General features: G+C 67.5%; 19 protein-coding genes and 3 tRNA genes. 9 read left to right on the top strand and 13 right to left on the bottom strand.

What is annotated here, in order from left to right; all coding sequences use genetic code 11:
- Positions 1 to 46: 46 nt before the first annotated feature.
- The 5 genes from ON37_RS23435 to ON37_RS33090 all read right to left on the bottom strand — a co-directional run bounded on the left by ON37_RS23435 (position 47) and on the right by ON37_RS33090 (position 2,462).
- Positions 47 to 751 carry a demethylmenaquinone methyltransferase gene (locus ON37_RS23435; protein ID WP_051031967.1) on the bottom strand — a complete coding sequence of 235 codons (705 nt, stop codon included), beginning with the start codon at positions 749 to 751 and terminating at the stop codon, positions 47 to 49.
- A 324-nt stretch (positions 752 to 1,075) separates the two neighbouring features.
- Positions 1,076 to 1,351: a hypothetical protein gene (locus ON37_RS23430; RefSeq protein WP_040722335.1), complete on the bottom strand. Its 276-nt coding sequence runs from the start codon at positions 1,349 to 1,351 to the stop codon at positions 1,076 to 1,078.
- A 1-nt stretch (position 1,352) separates the two neighbouring features.
- Positions 1,353 to 1,670 carry a hypothetical protein gene (locus ON37_RS23425; protein WP_040722334.1) on the bottom strand — a complete coding sequence of 106 codons (318 nt, stop codon included), beginning with the start codon at positions 1,668 to 1,670 and terminating at the stop codon, positions 1,353 to 1,355.
- Between the two features lie 164 nt (positions 1,671 to 1,834).
- A complete protein-coding gene (locus ON37_RS23420; RefSeq protein ID WP_040722333.1) occupies positions 1,835 to 2,209 on the bottom strand; it encodes a hypothetical protein in 375 nt (124 codons plus the stop codon).
- Positions 2,199 to 2,462: a hypothetical protein gene (locus tag ON37_RS33090; RefSeq protein ID WP_157171558.1), complete on the bottom strand. Its 264-nt coding sequence runs from the start codon at positions 2,460 to 2,462 to the stop codon at positions 2,199 to 2,201. Before ON37_RS33090 ends, ON37_RS23420 begins: the two co-directional genes overlap by 11 nt.
- Before the next feature lie 66 nt (positions 2,463 to 2,528).
- Between ON37_RS33090 and ON37_RS23415 the strand changes: the two genes are divergently transcribed.
- Positions 2,529 to 3,743, top strand: a complete 1,215-nt coding sequence (locus ON37_RS23415; RefSeq protein ID WP_040722332.1) for a helix-turn-helix domain-containing protein — start codon at positions 2,529 to 2,531, stop codon at positions 3,741 to 3,743.
- Here the strand turns inward: ON37_RS23415 and ON37_RS23410 are convergent.
- The 4 genes from ON37_RS23410 to ON37_RS23400 all read right to left on the bottom strand — a co-directional run bounded on the left by ON37_RS23410 (position 3,740) and on the right by ON37_RS23400 (position 6,049).
- Positions 3,740 to 4,048, bottom strand: coding sequence for a putative quinol monooxygenase (locus ON37_RS23410; protein ID WP_040722331.1), 309 nt, complete (start codon positions 4,046 to 4,048; stop codon positions 3,740 to 3,742). The genes ON37_RS23415 and ON37_RS23410 overlap by 4 nt on opposite strands.
- Before the next feature lie 62 nt (positions 4,049 to 4,110).
- On the bottom strand, positions 4,111 to 4,284 hold the full coding sequence (locus ON37_RS33085) for a hypothetical protein (protein WP_157171557.1): 174 nt from the start codon (positions 4,282 to 4,284) through the stop codon (positions 4,111 to 4,113).
- 68 nt (positions 4,285 to 4,352) lie between these two features.
- Complete coding sequence (locus tag ON37_RS23405; RefSeq protein WP_217999956.1) at positions 4,353 to 5,492, bottom strand: glycosyltransferase family 4 protein; 1,140 nt, start codon at positions 5,490 to 5,492, stop codon at positions 4,353 to 4,355.
- Between the two features lie 74 nt (positions 5,493 to 5,566).
- The gene (locus tag ON37_RS23400; protein WP_373282076.1) at positions 5,567 to 6,049 is read right to left on the bottom strand and encodes a DUF3592 domain-containing protein; all 483 of its coding nucleotides are present in this window, start codon (positions 6,047 to 6,049) and stop codon (positions 5,567 to 5,569) included.
- 40 nt (positions 6,050 to 6,089) lie between these two features.
- Between ON37_RS23400 and ON37_RS23395 the strand changes: the two genes are divergently transcribed.
- Positions 6,090 to 6,596, top strand: a complete 507-nt coding sequence (locus ON37_RS23395; RefSeq protein ID WP_040722329.1) for a DUF2505 domain-containing protein — start codon at positions 6,090 to 6,092, stop codon at positions 6,594 to 6,596.
- 54 nt (positions 6,597 to 6,650) lie between these two features.
- On the opposite strand, the gene ON37_RS23390 is transcribed toward ON37_RS23395, so the two are convergent.
- From ON37_RS23390 to ON37_RS23380, 3 genes are all read right to left on the bottom strand, one after another.
- Positions 6,651 to 7,100, bottom strand: a complete 450-nt coding sequence (locus ON37_RS23390; protein WP_040722328.1) for a VOC family protein — start codon at positions 7,098 to 7,100, stop codon at positions 6,651 to 6,653.
- Between the two features lie 9 nt (positions 7,101 to 7,109).
- Entirely contained in the window at positions 7,110 to 7,571 is a 462-nt protein-coding gene (locus ON37_RS23385) for a helix-turn-helix transcriptional regulator (protein ID WP_040722410.1), read from the bottom strand.
- Positions 7,572 to 7,663: 92 nt separating this feature from the next.
- Positions 7,664 to 8,947 carry a geranylgeranyl reductase family protein gene (locus ON37_RS23380; protein WP_040722327.1) on the bottom strand — a complete coding sequence of 428 codons (1,284 nt, stop codon included), beginning with the start codon at positions 8,945 to 8,947 and terminating at the stop codon, positions 7,664 to 7,666.
- A 324-nt stretch (positions 8,948 to 9,271) separates the two neighbouring features.
- Between ON37_RS23380 and ON37_RS23375 the strand changes: the two genes are divergently transcribed.
- Together ON37_RS23375 and htpX are read left to right on the top strand one after the other, a co-directional pair.
- Positions 9,272 to 10,294 carry a polyprenyl synthetase family protein gene (locus ON37_RS23375; protein WP_040722325.1) on the top strand — a complete coding sequence of 341 codons (1,023 nt, stop codon included), beginning with the start codon at positions 9,272 to 9,274 and terminating at the stop codon, positions 10,292 to 10,294.
- 109 nt (positions 10,295 to 10,403) lie between these two features.
- Positions 10,404 to 11,282: a zinc metalloprotease HtpX gene (gene htpX / locus ON37_RS23370; RefSeq protein ID WP_040722324.1), complete on the top strand. Its 879-nt coding sequence runs from the start codon at positions 10,404 to 10,406 to the stop codon at positions 11,280 to 11,282.
- Here htpX and ON37_RS23365 read toward each other — a convergent pair.
- Positions 11,279 to 11,770 carry a YajQ family cyclic di-GMP-binding protein gene (locus ON37_RS23365; RefSeq protein ID WP_040722323.1) on the bottom strand — a complete coding sequence of 164 codons (492 nt, stop codon included), beginning with the start codon at positions 11,768 to 11,770 and terminating at the stop codon, positions 11,279 to 11,281. The two genes, htpX and ON37_RS23365, sit on opposite strands and share 4 nt — an antisense overlap.
- Before the next feature lie 163 nt (positions 11,771 to 11,933).
- On the opposite strand from ON37_RS23365, the gene ON37_RS23360 reads away from it, so the two are divergent.
- The 5 genes from ON37_RS23360 (at position 11,934) to ON37_RS23340 (ending at position 14,054) form a co-directional block, all read left to right on the top strand.
- A tRNA-Tyr gene (locus tag ON37_RS23360) sits at positions 11,934 to 12,014 on the top strand.
- A gap of 308 nt (positions 12,015 to 12,322) precedes the next feature.
- Positions 12,323 to 12,395 (top strand) — tRNA-Thr (locus tag ON37_RS23355).
- 76 nt (positions 12,396 to 12,471) lie between these two features.
- Positions 12,472 to 12,544, top strand: a tRNA-Met gene (locus ON37_RS23350).
- Between the two features lie 46 nt (positions 12,545 to 12,590).
- A complete protein-coding gene (rpmG, locus tag ON37_RS23345) occupies positions 12,591 to 12,761 on the top strand; it encodes a 50S ribosomal protein L33 (protein WP_011211653.1) in 171 nt (56 codons plus the stop codon).
- Between the two features lie 219 nt (positions 12,762 to 12,980).
- Complete coding sequence (locus ON37_RS23340) at positions 12,981 to 14,054, top strand: fused (3R)-hydroxyacyl-ACP dehydratase subunits HadA/HadB (protein ID WP_040722409.1); 1,074 nt, start codon at positions 12,981 to 12,983, stop codon at positions 14,052 to 14,054.
- Positions 14,055 to 14,290: the final 236 nt, after the last annotated feature.

Here is a 14,290-nt window from a genome sequence, read left to right as displayed (position 1 = left end):
CCGGGCCGCATTAGGCGGCCCAGCTCACGACGCGTGGTGAGCTGTTTCACCCCAGTTTGAAGCCGCGATGCAGGGCGACGATGCCACCGGTCAGATTGCGCCACTGCACCGACGACCATCCGGCGTCGGTGAGCCGCATGGCGAGTTGCCGCTGATTCGGCCAGGCCCGGATCGACTCGGCCAGGTAGACGTAGGCGTCCGGATTACTGCTGACCGCCTGGGCGATCTTCGGCAGCACCTTCATCAGGTACTCCATGTACACCGTGCGGAAGGGGCCGAAAACCGGGGTGGAGAATTCCGCCACCACCAGTCGCCCACCGGGTTTGGTCACCCGCAGCATTTCCCGCAGCGCCGCATCCGGATCCGAGATGTTGCGCAGGCCGTAGGAGATCGCGACCGCGTCGAAGGAATCGTCGGCGAACGGTAGCGCGGTGGCATCGCCGTTGACCATCGGAATCTGCCGGAAGCGCCCGGCCTCCAACATGCCCTTGGAGAAATCCAAGGCCAGGCACCAGGCGCCCGATTTGGCGAATTCGGCGGTCGAGACGCCGGTACCGGCGGCCAGATCGAGGACCCGCTCGCCGGGCCGCAGCGCCAGCGCCCGTCGAGTCGCCCACCGCCAATAGCGGTCCTGGCCGCCGGTGAGCACCGTGTTGGTCAGGTCGTACCGCTTCGCGACACCATCGAACATGGACGCGACCTCATGCGGTTGCTTGTCCAACGAGGCCCGAAACGACTCTGTCTTCGCCACGAATGTGACCCTAACGTGGATCGCGCGGGTGGCGGACGCGGGTCCGTGCGCGTTCGCCCGGCGGCCGGCCGCGGTGCAGGCCGCACTCACCGCACACGCGGGATATGCGCCGCAGCGATACCGCGATGATCCACCGTCACCGGAGAATCTGGGGTAGCGCGGGGCCTGCGGCTCGGTGGGGTCCGCGGTGGTGGGCTTTCTGCGCCACCAGGGAATCATGCTCATCGGCGCGGAAGGTAGCTATCGGGGGTGCAACATCCGCGGAAGAACGAATCCCCACCTGTTCCTAGGTCAGGTGGGGATTCGGGAAGGGGTCGGAGAAGGTCAGACCCCGAGTTTGGCGGCGTACCAGTCCAGCGCCGCGTCACGGTCGGTGACCGAGCGGGTGGCGGCGGTGGGCGGGGTGATCCAGCGAAGCGACCGCCATCCCGACACCGGGCGCAGCACCCATGCGCCGTATTCGCGGTGCATGGTGTAGCCGCCGCCGTTGTCGCGCGGGTCGCGGCGCAGCGACCGGACCGCGAGGGCGGCGCGGTGGGCGAGCCATCCGAGCGGGTTGCGGTGGCTGGTGTCGCCGTAACGGCCTGTGGTCAGCGGCATTTCAGTTCCCTCTCGCGCAGTCGTCGGCGGTCACGAAACGCTCCATCGAGTAATCGACGAAATCGAACGGGCGTCCGCTCAGGCTACCCACCGCCTGGGCCTGGACGCGCCACAAACCCGGTGTGCAGGACGCTTTCACTGCGTAGGTGGCGCGCGGGTAGGGGATCGTGGCGTTGCTGATCAGCTGCTCGGTTCTCCAGCTGCCGCCGGTGCGGATCTGCAACCCGAGTCGCAGTTCGTGACGCTCGGGTGCGACATCGCATTTCACCCACGCGTTGCCGATGATCGACCCGACCCCGACCGTGGGTTTGGTGGGCATGAATCCCAGATCGCACGCCTTCGCAGCGGCGTGCGCCGGGGCTGCGCCGTGGACGGCCCCGGTGAGCAGTATGGCCGCGACAGCGGCGGTGATTGTTGATCTGATGCGACGCACCTGATCCCCCTGTCTGTGTGTTCTTCCTGCCGCCACACGGCGACCAGGTCCTATTGGGCGGCGGGTGACGGTGCCGGATGGGGCTGCAACGGATTCGGTCGCCCCTGCTCCGGTGCGTAGCCGCCGCCCCGCTCGTGGGTTTCGCCGGTCGACATGTCGTGAATGTCGGTCATCTCCGCCAGCTCCGCCGGGATTCGGCCCCGCAGGTGACGCATATTCGGCACGATCAGCAGCTCAATCGCGTGGGTTTGGACGTGATCGAGCAGCGCCTCGGGGATAACGAGGCTGGAGGATCTGGTGAGCCCGATGTAGTCGTAGCCGAGCCGGTTGGCGACCTGCACGGCCTGCCGGTTCAGACCGGTCAGGGTATCGACCAGATCGATGCACACGTACCCCATCGCACGGGGCGGGGCCTCAACCTCCATAGGAGCCTCCTTGCGGGTGGTGAGTACGGGTCTCGGATTCGACACGGCGGTGGATCGATTCGACGGTGTGGTCCTTCGGAATCCTTTGCGGCCAAAGGACAATCAACGCGTAGATGGCGGCCGCGAGCACGACGCAGCCAAAGGCGAGCGCGATCACTGTCGGCTCCTCGGTGTCGAATGCGGACGATTGGTTCGCGCCCGCCGCCGGGGTCTGCGGCGCCCGGCGGCGGGGCTTGATCTGACAGTGCCGCACCGCGAGAGCGTGAAGTACCAAACTTTTTCGCACTTTTCGCACCCCGATGGGAGTTGAATAGGAGGGGTGAACCGACAGGGCAGCAACGGTGGAGTGGGGCCGCGCGTCGCGCAGATGCGGAAGCTGGGCGGGCTCACTCAAAAGCAGCTCGCCGAACGCTCGAACATCTCGGTCGGCCTGATCCGGGCCGTCGAGCAGGGCCGGGCCCCGGCGACGCCGGCATTCCTGGGTGCGCTGTCGAAAGCGTTGCGGGTCAGCGTCCCTGACCTGACTGGCCAGCCGTACGTGCCTGCCACCGAGCAGGACACGGAAGTGCACGCGGCTATCGCGGTCCTGCGTACCGAGATGGCCGCCTACGACCTGGACAACACCGGCATCCTCGAACCGCGTCCGCTACAACAGATCAGCGAGGACGTGGACCGGATATGCCGGTACCGGCGTAATGCGTCGTTTCACCGGCTGGGCGAGGAATTGCCGCCGCGGCTCGGCGAGGTCCGCGCTGTCATCCATCGCTCAACGGGCGAGGTGCGGGACCGGGCGTTGGTGATGATGTGCGAGCTGTACTACTCGGCCCACAGCCTCACCCACAAGCTCGGATACGCCGACCTGGCCGCGCTCGCGGTCGACCGGCTCGCCTGGGCCGCACGCGAATCCGACAACCAGCTGTGGACCGCCACCGCACAGTTTCAGCGGGCCGCGCTACTCACCTCCGGCGGCGACTGGACTGCCGCCCTGACCTTCTTGGAACGCTGCCGCGCCGATATCGAACCGCGCCTCGACGTTGGCCGGCGGTCTGACCTGATCGCCTGGGGCGGGCTGCATCTGCAATCCGGGCTGGCGGCGTCACGCGCCGGGAACCGCGGTCTCGCCGACGCGCACTTGGCCGAAGCGCGGGAGACCGCCGCACGCGTCGGCGATGACCGGGATCCGATCCTGTCGTTCGGGCCGACGAACGTCGACATCTGGTCGGTCGCGCTCGCGGTGGAGGCGATGGACGGCACCGAAGCGTTGAACCGTGCCCGCTCCCTTGTGATTCCGGCCGAAGCGCCGAAAGAACGCGCAGGACACCATTTCATCGACCTGTCGCGCGCCTACCTGCTGCACGGCGACCGTCGTCACGCGTTCGGTGCGTTGCAGACCGCGCGGACGATCGCCCCGGCGCAGACCCGCTATAACCCGATGGTGCACGAGACCGTGCGGGCGCTGGCACGGGCGGAGGCCCGCAGCGTGGACACCGTGCACGGGTTCGCGGTGTGGTGTGGGATCGCCGACCGCCTCTAGGCGGGTAGCCCCTTCACCGCGGCGGGGGTGAGGAACTCGACCCGGAACGACTCGACATACTCGCCGCGCTGGTCGAGGAACCGGCGGGTGTGTGGCTGGCGTTCGTGCTCATCGAACGCCGCCCGGTCCTGGTACACCTCATAGAAGATGCGTGCCAAGGGTTCGTCAGCGACCGTGTGGGTGGCGTAGACGAGTGTGCCCGGTTCGTGCTCGGTGATCGCGGCGACGGTTTCGGCGACCAGCGCATCGAACGCTGCCGCCTTCTCCTCTGACTCCAGATTGAATTTCACGACCAGCGCGAACATTCGGCTCCCTCGAACGATGAGTGCGGACGTTCGGAGGGTATCGCGCAGTGAGGTGCCCACGCTCACCGAGCGGCCCTGAGCGCCCGCCCGGGCACCAGCTGCCGCACCCGCACGCGGCCCTGCTGGATCCCGGTCGTGAGCACGAATTCGACCAGACCCAACCAAGTTCCGTCAGCGGCGCCCGCCCATGCGCGGAGCTGGCCGGTAACGACGAACTTGCCGGCCTTGATGTCCATGGCGACCTGATTGCGGCCGAACGGGGGCCGATGTCGGCACCGCTCCGGCGCGCCGACCGGTTCGACGCTCAGGCGCTGCGGTGCAGGGCCTCCTGCCCGCCGATCACCTCGCGATAGTGGCCCATCAGTTCGGTGCAGATCGCGGGCCAGGTGCGGTGCAGTACGGATTTGCGTGCGGCACCGGCGAATCGGGCCCGCAGTGCCGGATCCCGGAGTGCCGCAACCGCACTGGGCAGCAGTTCGGTGAAGCGGTCCACCGGCAGCAGATAGCCGTTGCGGCAGTGCGCGATCAGATCGCGCGGACCGCCCGCATCGGGCCCGATCACCGGCACTCCGCAGGCCAGCGCCTCCTGCACGCCCTGGCAGAAGGTTTCGTGCTCGCCCGGATGCACCATCAGATCGAGGCTGGCGTAGGCGTGCGCCAATTCCGCGCCGCCGAGCTCGCCGGTGAAGATCGCGTTCGGCAGCAGGCGACGCAGCCGGCCCCGCTCGGGACCGTCGCCGACCACGACCAGTTGGACCGCACGATCCTGGGCCAGCACCGCCAGCCGCTCGACGTGTTTCTCCGGCGCCAGCCGGCCCACGAATCCGACGATCAGCCGATCGGGGTCCGCCCACGACGCGCGCAGTGCCGCATCGCGTGCCGTCGGGGTGAACCGCACCGCGTCCACCCCGCGGGCCCACCGGTGCACGCGGGTGATGCCATGGCGGGCAAGGTCTTCCATCGCCGCCGAGGACGGCGCCAGGGTGCGCGCGGCGCGGTTGTGGATGCGCCGGGTCCAGGCCCAGGCCGCCCGCTGCGCCGCGCCCAGCCCGTAGCTGGCCGCGAAACCGGCGACATCGGTCTGGTACACCGCCACCGCCGGCAGATCGAGCCGCAGCGCCGCCGCCGCACCACCCGCCCCGAGCAGGAACGGCGAGGCCAGATGCACCACATCGGCATCGAAATCCTCGATCGCCGAGGTGAGCAACGGCTGCGGCAGGCCGACCGGAAGCGAACTGATCCGCGGCACCATCACCGCCGGGACCCGGATCACCGGGAAGCGGCCGTACGAACGCTCCGCGGCGGCCTGGCCGCGCGGGGTGTCCGGCGCGATGACGAGGGCGTCGTGTCCGTTGCGGTCCAGATGGTCCAGGACCCGCAGCACGGAGTTCACGACACCGTTCATGTTCGGCAGAAACGATTCGGAGACGATCGCTACACGCACTCCTGCAGTGTGCGACGTGCGGCACGCCACGACACCACACCCATATGACGGGCACACGAAGTTCGGGCGAACAGCTAAGCGGTCACCGGGCGGAGGGTCCGTCGCCGTTCGACGCGGCGCACCAGCCACAACACCGGCAGCGCCACCGCCCACACCACCACGATCACCGACAGTGCCGGAATGATCGCGACCCGGGCATCGCGCCCGGCGACCCGGACCAACTCCGGGTCACTGCGGCTGTATTCGACGTTGATCCGCTCGCCGGCGGTGAGTTTGGTCGGATACAGCACGCCGACCTTCGGATTGTGCGTCACGCCGTCCGGGGTGACGTAGGTGACCGCCGACCGCAGACGTCCCGCCGAGAGCACTTCCGCGCTGGTCACGCCCTTGTCGGAGGTGATCAACAGATCGTCGCGCCAGGCGGCCAGCACCAGCAGGACGGCCAGCACACTCACCGCGGTGGCGATCACCACGAGGGTGATCCGGGTCCGGCGTAAGCGAGGTGAACCGGCCTCGGTTCGATGCTCGCGCGCAGCAGACTCGGTGGTTTCCGACACCGCCCCAGGCTATTGCATCGTTCGGATAGCGTGTGCGCTCATGTCCCGTAACTTCCGCTTCACCGTGTCCTACACCGTCCCGGTCGAGGAATTGCACCGGGCGCTCACCAGCGACGAATTCTGGCAGGCCCGGTTCGAGGGCGCCGAGACCGCGACCCTGGAACTCGCGCACCCCGCCGGACCGGGCACCATTCACCTGCGGATGACCGAACGAGCCCGGCAGGACAAGATTCCGGCCATCGTCCGCAAGGTCCTCAAGAGCGAGCTGGTTCTCGAACGAGTCGACGACTGGGGGCCGCTCGAGGGCGACACCGCGACCGGAACCTTCTCGGCCACCTCGTCGGGCATTTCCTCGGAGATGACCGGAAAGTACCTGCTGCGCGGTACCGCTACCGGTTCCGAACTCGAGGTCACCGGCACCGTGAAGGTGAAGGTCGCGCTGGTCGGCGGTGCGATCGAACCGCTGGCCGAGCAGTTGCAGCAGCGCGTGGTCAACAGTGAGCGGAAATTCGCCGAGCAGTACTTCGCGAGCAAGTCCGAGGCCTAGCGGCAAGGGGTGGGTGCGAGCAGCGGCGGCCGCTCGCACCCGGCTCGTCCGGCGCTACTGCGCTCCCGGACCGAACGCGCCGGCGTCGAATTCACGCTGTTCGACCAGGACGAGCCAGTTGCCGGAGTTGTCGCGCATCACGGCCTCCACGCCGTAGGGGCGTTCCGCGGGCGGCTGGACGAATTCGACGCCCTTCGCGGTGAGCTCCTCGTAGGCCTTCTGGCAGTCCTCCGTGCGCAGTCCGAGCGCGCCCATGGTGCCGTTGCCGAGCGAGCGGCGGATCGCCTCGGCCATGGTCTCGTCCAGCGGCGGCCCCGGAAGCATCAGGGTCACCTCGAGTTCGGGGTGATCCGGCTGGGCGACCGTGACCCAGCGAAACCCGTTGTCGCCCATGGTGATATCGGCGGTCTCCACGAAACCGAGCTTGTCGATGTACCACTGCTTGGCCGCGGACTGGTCGGTCACGTACACGGTGACCAGCGAAACGTTGGTGATCGTCGTCATGAGCTCAGGCTATGGGTCGCCGGCGTCGCTCGGCTTCTCCGAAATTGCGCCACCGGAACCGGGCGCGGGTTCGGCCGGTTTCCGGTCCGAGAGCCCGTGCATGAACACGTAGCATCCCGGAATGCGCGGAACCCCGTCCGCCGCGAATTTCGCCTGGTACGCCGACGGTGTCATTCCCACCAATTCGGTGAATTTTCGGCTGAACGATCCCAGGCTGGTGTACCCGACCAGCATGCACGCCTCGGTCACGGTGATATTCGTGGAGCGCAGCAGATCCTGCGCGCGTTCGATCCGGCGCTCGGCCAGATACAGCGCCGGGGTGCGGCCGTAGGTGGCCGCGAAACAGCGCAGGAAATGGTATTTCGAGACGCCGGCGGTGGCGGCCAGTTCGTCCACGTCGAGCGGGCGGGCGTATTCGCGATCGACCAGATCCCGCGCCCGGCGCAGATGGGGGAGGAGATCCTCGGGCACCGACGGAGTGCGATCGCGGCGTGCCCGGCCCGCGCCGCGCTCGTCCACAGGGCGGTCCACGCTGTCACCTCCTCGGCCGTCGTCGGCGCGGATCAGCTGAACGGTGCCGGTTCGTCGAATCGGAGCGAGGCCCGGCCCGCCGCACGCCAAGCCCGCGCGGTGATATCGGTGTCCTCTTCGTCGACCAGATTGCCCATCACCCGCACCGCCGTACGCTGCAGCAGCGCCGACCGCATCACCGGCGGTCCGCCGGTCGGCACCATGCGCGGATGGGTGGCCAGCGCGGCGATTCGCCGGGCCACCGAGAAGGTCCGCCCGTACCGGTCGCGCAGCAGATCCGGCCACACCGTGGTCAGATCCGGCTCGTCCAGCAGGTGCGACAGCAGATGCCCGCCCTCGAGGCCGTAGTCGATGCCCTCACCGTTGAGCGGATTCACGCATCCGGCGGCATCGCCGACCAACACCCAGTTGCGGCCCGCGATATTGGATACCGCCCCGCCCATCGGCAGCAGCGCCGAGGCCACCGCGCGCGCCTCACCCTCGAATTGCCATTCCGCCCGCCGCAGCGAGACATAATGCTGCAGAAGCGGTTTCAACGCGATGTGCGAAGGCCGGCGCTCGGTCGCCAGCGACCCCACCCCGATGTTGACCTCGCCGTTGCCCAGCGGGAACACCCACCCGTACCCGGGTACCAGGCCGCCGTCGGCGTCGCGCAGCTCCAGATGCGAGGTGATCCACTCGTCGTCGCTACGGCCGGAGCGGATGTACGCGCGAGCGGCCACGCCGTAGGCGAAGCGGCGATGCCAGACGCGGCCCAGCAACTTCCCGACGGGCGAGCGCACCCCGTCGGCCACGATCAGGATGTCGCAGCGGATGTCGTGGGTGCCCGATTCGGTCTGCACGGTGACACCGGTGACCCGATCGTCCGCGCGCGCCACCGCGACCACCCGCACCCCGTCGACCATGCCCGCACCCCACTTGACCGCGGTCTCGCGCAGCTTGTCGTCGAGCTCGGTTCGGGGAACAGCACTTCCGTAGGTGGGGAAGGATCCGCCCGGCCAGGGCAGCAGCGCCTCCCGGCCGAACCCGGCCATCCGCAGTCCCCGGTTGACGGTATGCGCGCGCAGCCATTCCCCGAGCCCGAGCGCCTCCAGTTCCGCGGTGGCGCGCGGGGTCAAGCCGTCGCCGCAGGTCTTGTCCCTGGGGAAGACCGCGGCGTCGGTCAGCAACACCTCGCGTCCGGATCGAGCGGCCCAGGCCGCGGCCGCGGAACCCGCCGGTCCCGCACCCACCACCAACACCTCGACGTGCTCGGGGAGAACGGTGCCACGCTCCCGTTCCGATGCTGTCGAACCGCCGTCCTGAGCTGAACCCATGGGCTCAATAGTGGCAGAGTCGCAGCTCCCGGTCCGCTCGGGCGGCCGTTCGGCCGAGCCGGTAGGAGCCCGTGCGCCCACCCCTCGATGAGCGCTGAAGAGATTCGGTCGAACCGGATAGCCGGTGCCCACTTCGGGGTATGCACTTCCGGGACGGTGTTCCACCACAGTTCTCGGCCAGGGTGCCGAAAACGCGCCGGAGCGAAGCAGAAGCCACCGGCACAGCGAAGCGGAGGCCAATCACACAGACGGTGTTCATGGGAGCTCGGCGGGCGACACGCTAGGTTCTTCGGTGTGGGGACGGACGCGGCATTGGGAGAAGACATGAGTGCATCGGCTGTGAGCGATGAAAGCACCGTGGTTGCCGGGGTCGATCTCGGCGATCCCGAGCTCGCGGCGACCGTGCGCAACGGGCTCGACGAGGTGGAGAAGCTGCTGGTCAGCGAGCTCTCCGATGGGGAGGACTTCCTGCTGGAGGCGGCCCTGCACCTGGCCCGCGCCGGCGGTAAGCGGTTCCGCCCGCTGTTCACCATCCTCACCGGTCAGCTCGGCCCGCGCCCGACCGACCCCGATCTGATCACCGCCGGCACGGTGGTGGAGCTGGTGCATCTGGCCACCCTGTACCACGACGACGTGATGGACGAGGCGTCCATGCGCCGTGGAGCCCCCAGTGTGAATTCGCGGTGGGGCAACAGCATTGCCATCCTGTCCGGCGACTACCTGTTCGCCCACGCGTCCCGGCTGGTGTCCACACTCGGCCCGGACGCGGTGCGCATCATCGCCGAGACCTTCGCCGAGCTGGTGACCGGGCAGATGCGGGAAACCTTGGGCGCCAAGCAATCTCAGGACCCGGTCGAACACTATCTGCGGGTGGTGTGGGAGAAGACCGGTTCGCTGATCGCGGCGTCGGGGCGGTTCGGCGGCACCTTCTCCGGCGCGAGCCTCGAGGATGTCGAACGCCTGGCCCGTCTCGGTGACGCGGTCGGCACGGCCTTCCAGATCTCCGACGACATCATCGACATCTCCTCGGTATCCGAACAGTCCGGCAAGACTCCCGGAACCGATCTGCGTGAAGGTGTGCACACGCTGCCGGTGTTGTACGCGTTGCGCGACGAGGGCGCCGAGGGCGATCGACTGCGGACCCTGCTCGCCCGGCCGTTGGAATCCGACGACGAGGTCGCCGAGGCGTTGGATCTGCTCTCCCGGTCGCGCGGCATGGTGCTGGCGAAGCAGAAGTTGCAGGGGTACGCCGATATCGCCCATGCCGAGCTGTCGGCGTTGCCGCAGGGGCCGGCCAACGACGCACTCGAACGCCTGGTCCGCTACACCATCGAGCGCGTCGGCTGAGTTCGCGGCCGATCTCGGCATCCGATTCGGCCGGAATGTGATCGATCTCGCACCTATCGACCGCTGGTCGGGGGTGGAACCCGAATCGGACGCCGCTCGTTGATCCGACATGCATGGTTACGCGAACGGTTTGAAGACCTTCGGGCTGATGGTCGGCCTGTCGGCACTGATCGTGTTCGCAGGTGCGATGTTCCGCAACCCCGCAATCCTGATCATCGCGATCCTGCTGGCGGTGGGCATGAACGCCTACGCCTATTTCAGCAGCGACAAGCTGGCCCTGCGGGCCATGCACGCGCAGCCGGTATCCGAACTCGAAGCGCCCGTGATGTACAAGATCGTGCGCGAGTTGGCGACGACCGCCCGCCAGCCCATGCCACGGCTCTACATCAGCCCGACGAACGCCCCCAACGCGTTCGCGACCGGTCGTAACCCCCGGCACGCGGCCGTCTGCTGTACCAGCGGCATCCTGCAGATCCTCGACGAACGCGAGTTGCGGGCGGTGCTCGGGCACGAGCTGTCGCACGTCTACAACCGCGACATCCTGATCTCGTCGGTGGCCGGTGCGCTCGCCGCGGTCATTTCCGGGCTCGCGAACCTGGCCTTCTTCGCGAGCATGTTCGGCGGCGGCAACCGCGACGGCGAGGGCCCGAACATCCTCGGGGTGCTGCTGGTCTCGCTGCTGGGGCCGATCGCCGCCACCCTGATCAAACTCGCGGTCTCCCGCTCCCGCGAATACCAGGCCGACCAGGACGGCGCCGAACTCACCGGCGATCCGCTGGCCCTGGCCTCGGCGCTGCGCAAACTCGAACGCGGTACGCAGGCCGCGCCGCTGCCGCCCGAACCTCAGCTGACCTCGCAGTCCCACCTGATGATCGCCAACCCGTTCCGGGCCGGTGACAAGATGGCCCGCTGGTTCTCCACCCATCCGCCGATGGCCGAGCGGATCCAGCGGCTCGAGCACATGGCCGGTGGCCCGCGGCGGTACTAGCGGTAGTTGACGAACTGCAGCGCCACGTCGAAGTCGGCGCCCTTCAACAGGGCGATGACAGCCTGCAGATCGTCACGCTTCTTCCCGCTGACCCGCAGTTCGTCGCCCTGAATCTGCGCCTTCACGCCCTTGGGCCCCTCGTCGCGGATCTTCTTGGCGATCTTCTTCGCGTTCTCCGCGGAGATGCCCTGGACCAGGGTGCCGGTGATCTTGTACGTCTTACCGGAGGCGGCCGGCTCGCCCGCCTCGAAGGCCTTCAGCGAGATGTCGCGGCGAATCAGCTTCTCCTTGAAGACCTCGAGGGCCGCCTTCACGCGCTCCTCGGATTCGGCCGTCAGCACGATCTTCTCCTCGCCCGACCATTCGATACTCGCGCCCGTCCCGCGGAAGTCGTAGCGGGTGTTGAGCTCCTTGGCCGCCTGATTGAGGGCGTTGTCGACCTCCTGCCGGTCGACCTTGCTGACGACATCGAATGACGAATCGGCCACGCTGCGCTCCTGTCTGACGGCTCACATTTCACCGGGTATTCCGGTAGGGAACTTTCTACCCCGGCCGGCCCGACTCGGTCACGGCACCCCCGCTGGCCTGCCGGTTTGCATCCGCCCGCCCTGGTCGTTGTATTCTGCTCTGCGCGCTGGCAACAGTGCGCAAGGCGGATTGCCCGAGTGGCCAAAGGGAGCTGACTGTAAATCAGCCGCGAAAGCTTCGGAGGTTCGAATCCTTCATCCGCCACCCTCTCAGGGCCCTCCCTAATCGGGGAGGGCCCTCTTCTTGTTCGAGGGTGATTTGTGGGGGCCCGGCCCCCACACCCCCACGCCGGAGGGGCTTCGCCCCCCGGACCCCCCTTCCAGCCGATTGCTTTTACGCGTCGGTTGTCAGCCCCATTCGGGGCAACCTGACGAGATGGTTCATCCTGGTGGGAAGCGGAGGCCAATGGCTCTGACCAGCTGGTTTGGTAAGTTTGCGGTGCAGTGTGTAACCTCGTTCAAGGCTTCAGCGCCCCGGGTTCGAGAATTCGAGTTCGGAGCGAATGTAGCCATGCCCCCTTAGCTCAGTCGGCAGAGCGTTTCCATGGTAAGGAAAAGGTCAACGGTTCGATTCCGTTAGGGGGCTCGCCGGATTGCCGGTGGTGACCGACTCGGCACTCCACTAGAGCCGAACCTGGTTCCGCCCGCATTGCCGCGCATATGGCGGTGTAGCTCAGGCGGTAGAGCAAACGACTCATAATCGTTGTGTCGCCGGTTCGAGTCCGGCCATCGCTACCCATACTGATTGACCCTCTAGGTTGACCGGAAAGAAGGCATAATCGTGGCCGCGAAGTCCACCGATGTCCGGCCAAAGATCACCTTGGCCTGCGAGCAGTGCAAGCATCGCAACTACATCACCAAGAAGAACCGGCGTAACGACCCGGATCGTCTGGAGCTGAAGAAGTTCTGCCCGAACTGCGGCACCCACCGGGCGCACCGCGAATCTCGCTAGATTTCATCGCGTGCACGCTGCCGCGCGCGAAGTCGGCGCCCGGATCGAGGGAGGTATATCGATGACCTTCCCGAATCTCCGTGGACCACGCCGACCCGAGCAGCACTCCATGCCGGAGCAGGTTGATCAACCCGCTCCGGCATTTGCTGTACTTGCGGTAGTTTCACGCTCCGCAGACTCCCGGTAGCGGAGTCAGATAGGGACTCACTTTCCGTGACAATCAACACCGGAACCGATGCAGTGGACGCGCGCAATACCGGCGAGGAGCCGTTCGATCCGTCCGCTCACGCCGCCGCCATGGTCGGCCACCACTACCGCGTAGACGACTACTACGAGGTGGGCCGCGAGAAGGTGCGCGAATACGCGCGCGCGGTGCAGGACTACCACCCGGTCCACTGGGACGAGACCGTCGCGCGGGAGTACGGCTACGACAGCCTGCTCGCCCCGGTGACCTTCATCTCGTTGGTCGGCATCCTGGCCCAGCGCAAGCTGTTCGAGCAGGTCGTCACGGGTTACGACCTGAGCCAGATCATGCAGACCGACCAGATTCTGGAGTTCCACCGGCCGATCAAGGTCGGTGACCAGCTCACCTGCGATGTGTATCTGCACTCGTTCCGGCAGGCGTTCGGTGGCGACATCATCGTCACCAAGAACATCGTCACGGCGCAGAACGACGAACTGGTCCTCACCACCTACACCACGCTGGTCGGCCGCAGCGGGGGCGACGTCGATCCCAATATCGCCGACGCCGTCCGCAACATCCTCATGCACGGCGTGGGTGAGGCGCCCGAGCACCGGCCGCCCACCGAGACCCCGATCACCGCGCCGCCGGTTCCGGTTACGACGGTCCCCGAGTTCACGGTCGGCGCCCGCGCCCGGTCCTTCGACGAGGTCGCCGTCGGCGACGAACTGCCCGCCCGGATCGTGCGGCTCACCCGCGGCGATCTGGTGAACTACGCCGGCGTCTCCGGCGACGCCAATCCGATCCACTGGAGCGACGAGGTCGTCAAGCTGGCCGGGCTGGACAACGTGGTGGCCCACGGCATGCTCACGATGGGCCTGGGCGGCGGATTCGTCACCTCCTGGCTGGGGGACCCGGGCGCGGTCAAGGAGTACAACGTGCGCTTCACCAGCCCGGTGTACGTCCCCAGCGATCAGCCGGCCGAGGTGGAGTACACCGGCAAGGTGAAGTCCGTGGATCCCGACACCCGCACCGCTGTGATCGCCATCGTCGCCAAATCGGGTGGCCGCAAGATCTTCGGACGTGCGACCGCGACCGTGCAGCTGGCATGATGATCCGCGGTGGCGGATGCGCCGATGCGCAGCCGTCCCCGCGGTAGTCGGCCCGATTGGCTATCCGCAGGGGCGGTAACGTACACTCGGGTTTCTGGGGTCGCCAGCCACTGCGCGCTGCTCTGAGGGGCTGGTTCCGGGCGGGTGACCGCCGGGGCCGGCATACCGCCGGAGCGGCGCGCGTGTTGTGTGATCCCGGGTTGGCACAACTGAATACCTACCGTGCTGGACGAGTA

The sequence above is a fragment of the Nocardia veterana NBRC 100344 genome (assembly GCF_000308855.1).
Classification (GTDB): Bacteria; Actinomycetota; Actinomycetes; order Mycobacteriales; family Mycobacteriaceae; genus Nocardia; species Nocardia veterana.
This window is presented reverse-complemented; position numbering and strand designations above follow the sequence as displayed.

Bases quoted from the DNA above. Each gene is read 5' to 3' on its own strand.
- ON37_RS23430 (WP_040722335.1), bottom strand. From the start codon at position 1,351: ATGCCGCTGACCACAGGCCGTTACGGCGACACCAGCCACCGCAACCCG.
- ON37_RS23425 (WP_040722334.1), bottom strand. From the start codon at position 1,670: ATGCCCACCAAACCCACGGTCGGGGTCGGGTCGATCATCGGCAACGCG.
- ON37_RS23420 (WP_040722333.1), bottom strand. From the start codon at position 2,209: ATGGAGGTTGAGGCCCCGCCCCGTGCGATGGGGTACGTGTGCATCGAT.
- ON37_RS23410 (WP_040722331.1), bottom strand. From the start codon at position 4,048: ATGTTCGCGCTGGTCGTGAAATTCAATCTGGAGTCAGAGGAGAAGGCG.
- ON37_RS33085 (WP_157171557.1), bottom strand. From the start codon at position 4,284: ATGGACATCAAGGCCGGCAAGTTCGTCGTTACCGGCCAGCTCCGCGCA.
- ON37_RS23395 (WP_040722329.1), top strand. From the start codon at position 6,090: ATGTCCCGTAACTTCCGCTTCACCGTGTCCTACACCGTCCCGGTCGAG.
- ON37_RS23390 (WP_040722328.1), bottom strand. From the start codon at position 7,100: ATGACGACGATCACCAACGTTTCGCTGGTCACCGTGTACGTGACCGAC.
- ON37_RS23380 (WP_040722327.1), bottom strand. From the start codon at position 8,947: ATGGGTTCAGCTCAGGACGGCGGTTCGACAGCATCGGAACGGGAGCGT.
- ON37_RS23375 (WP_040722325.1), top strand. From the start codon at position 9,272: ATGAGTGCATCGGCTGTGAGCGATGAAAGCACCGTGGTTGCCGGGGTC.
- htpX (WP_040722324.1), top strand. From the start codon at position 10,404: ATGCATGGTTACGCGAACGGTTTGAAGACCTTCGGGCTGATGGTCGGC.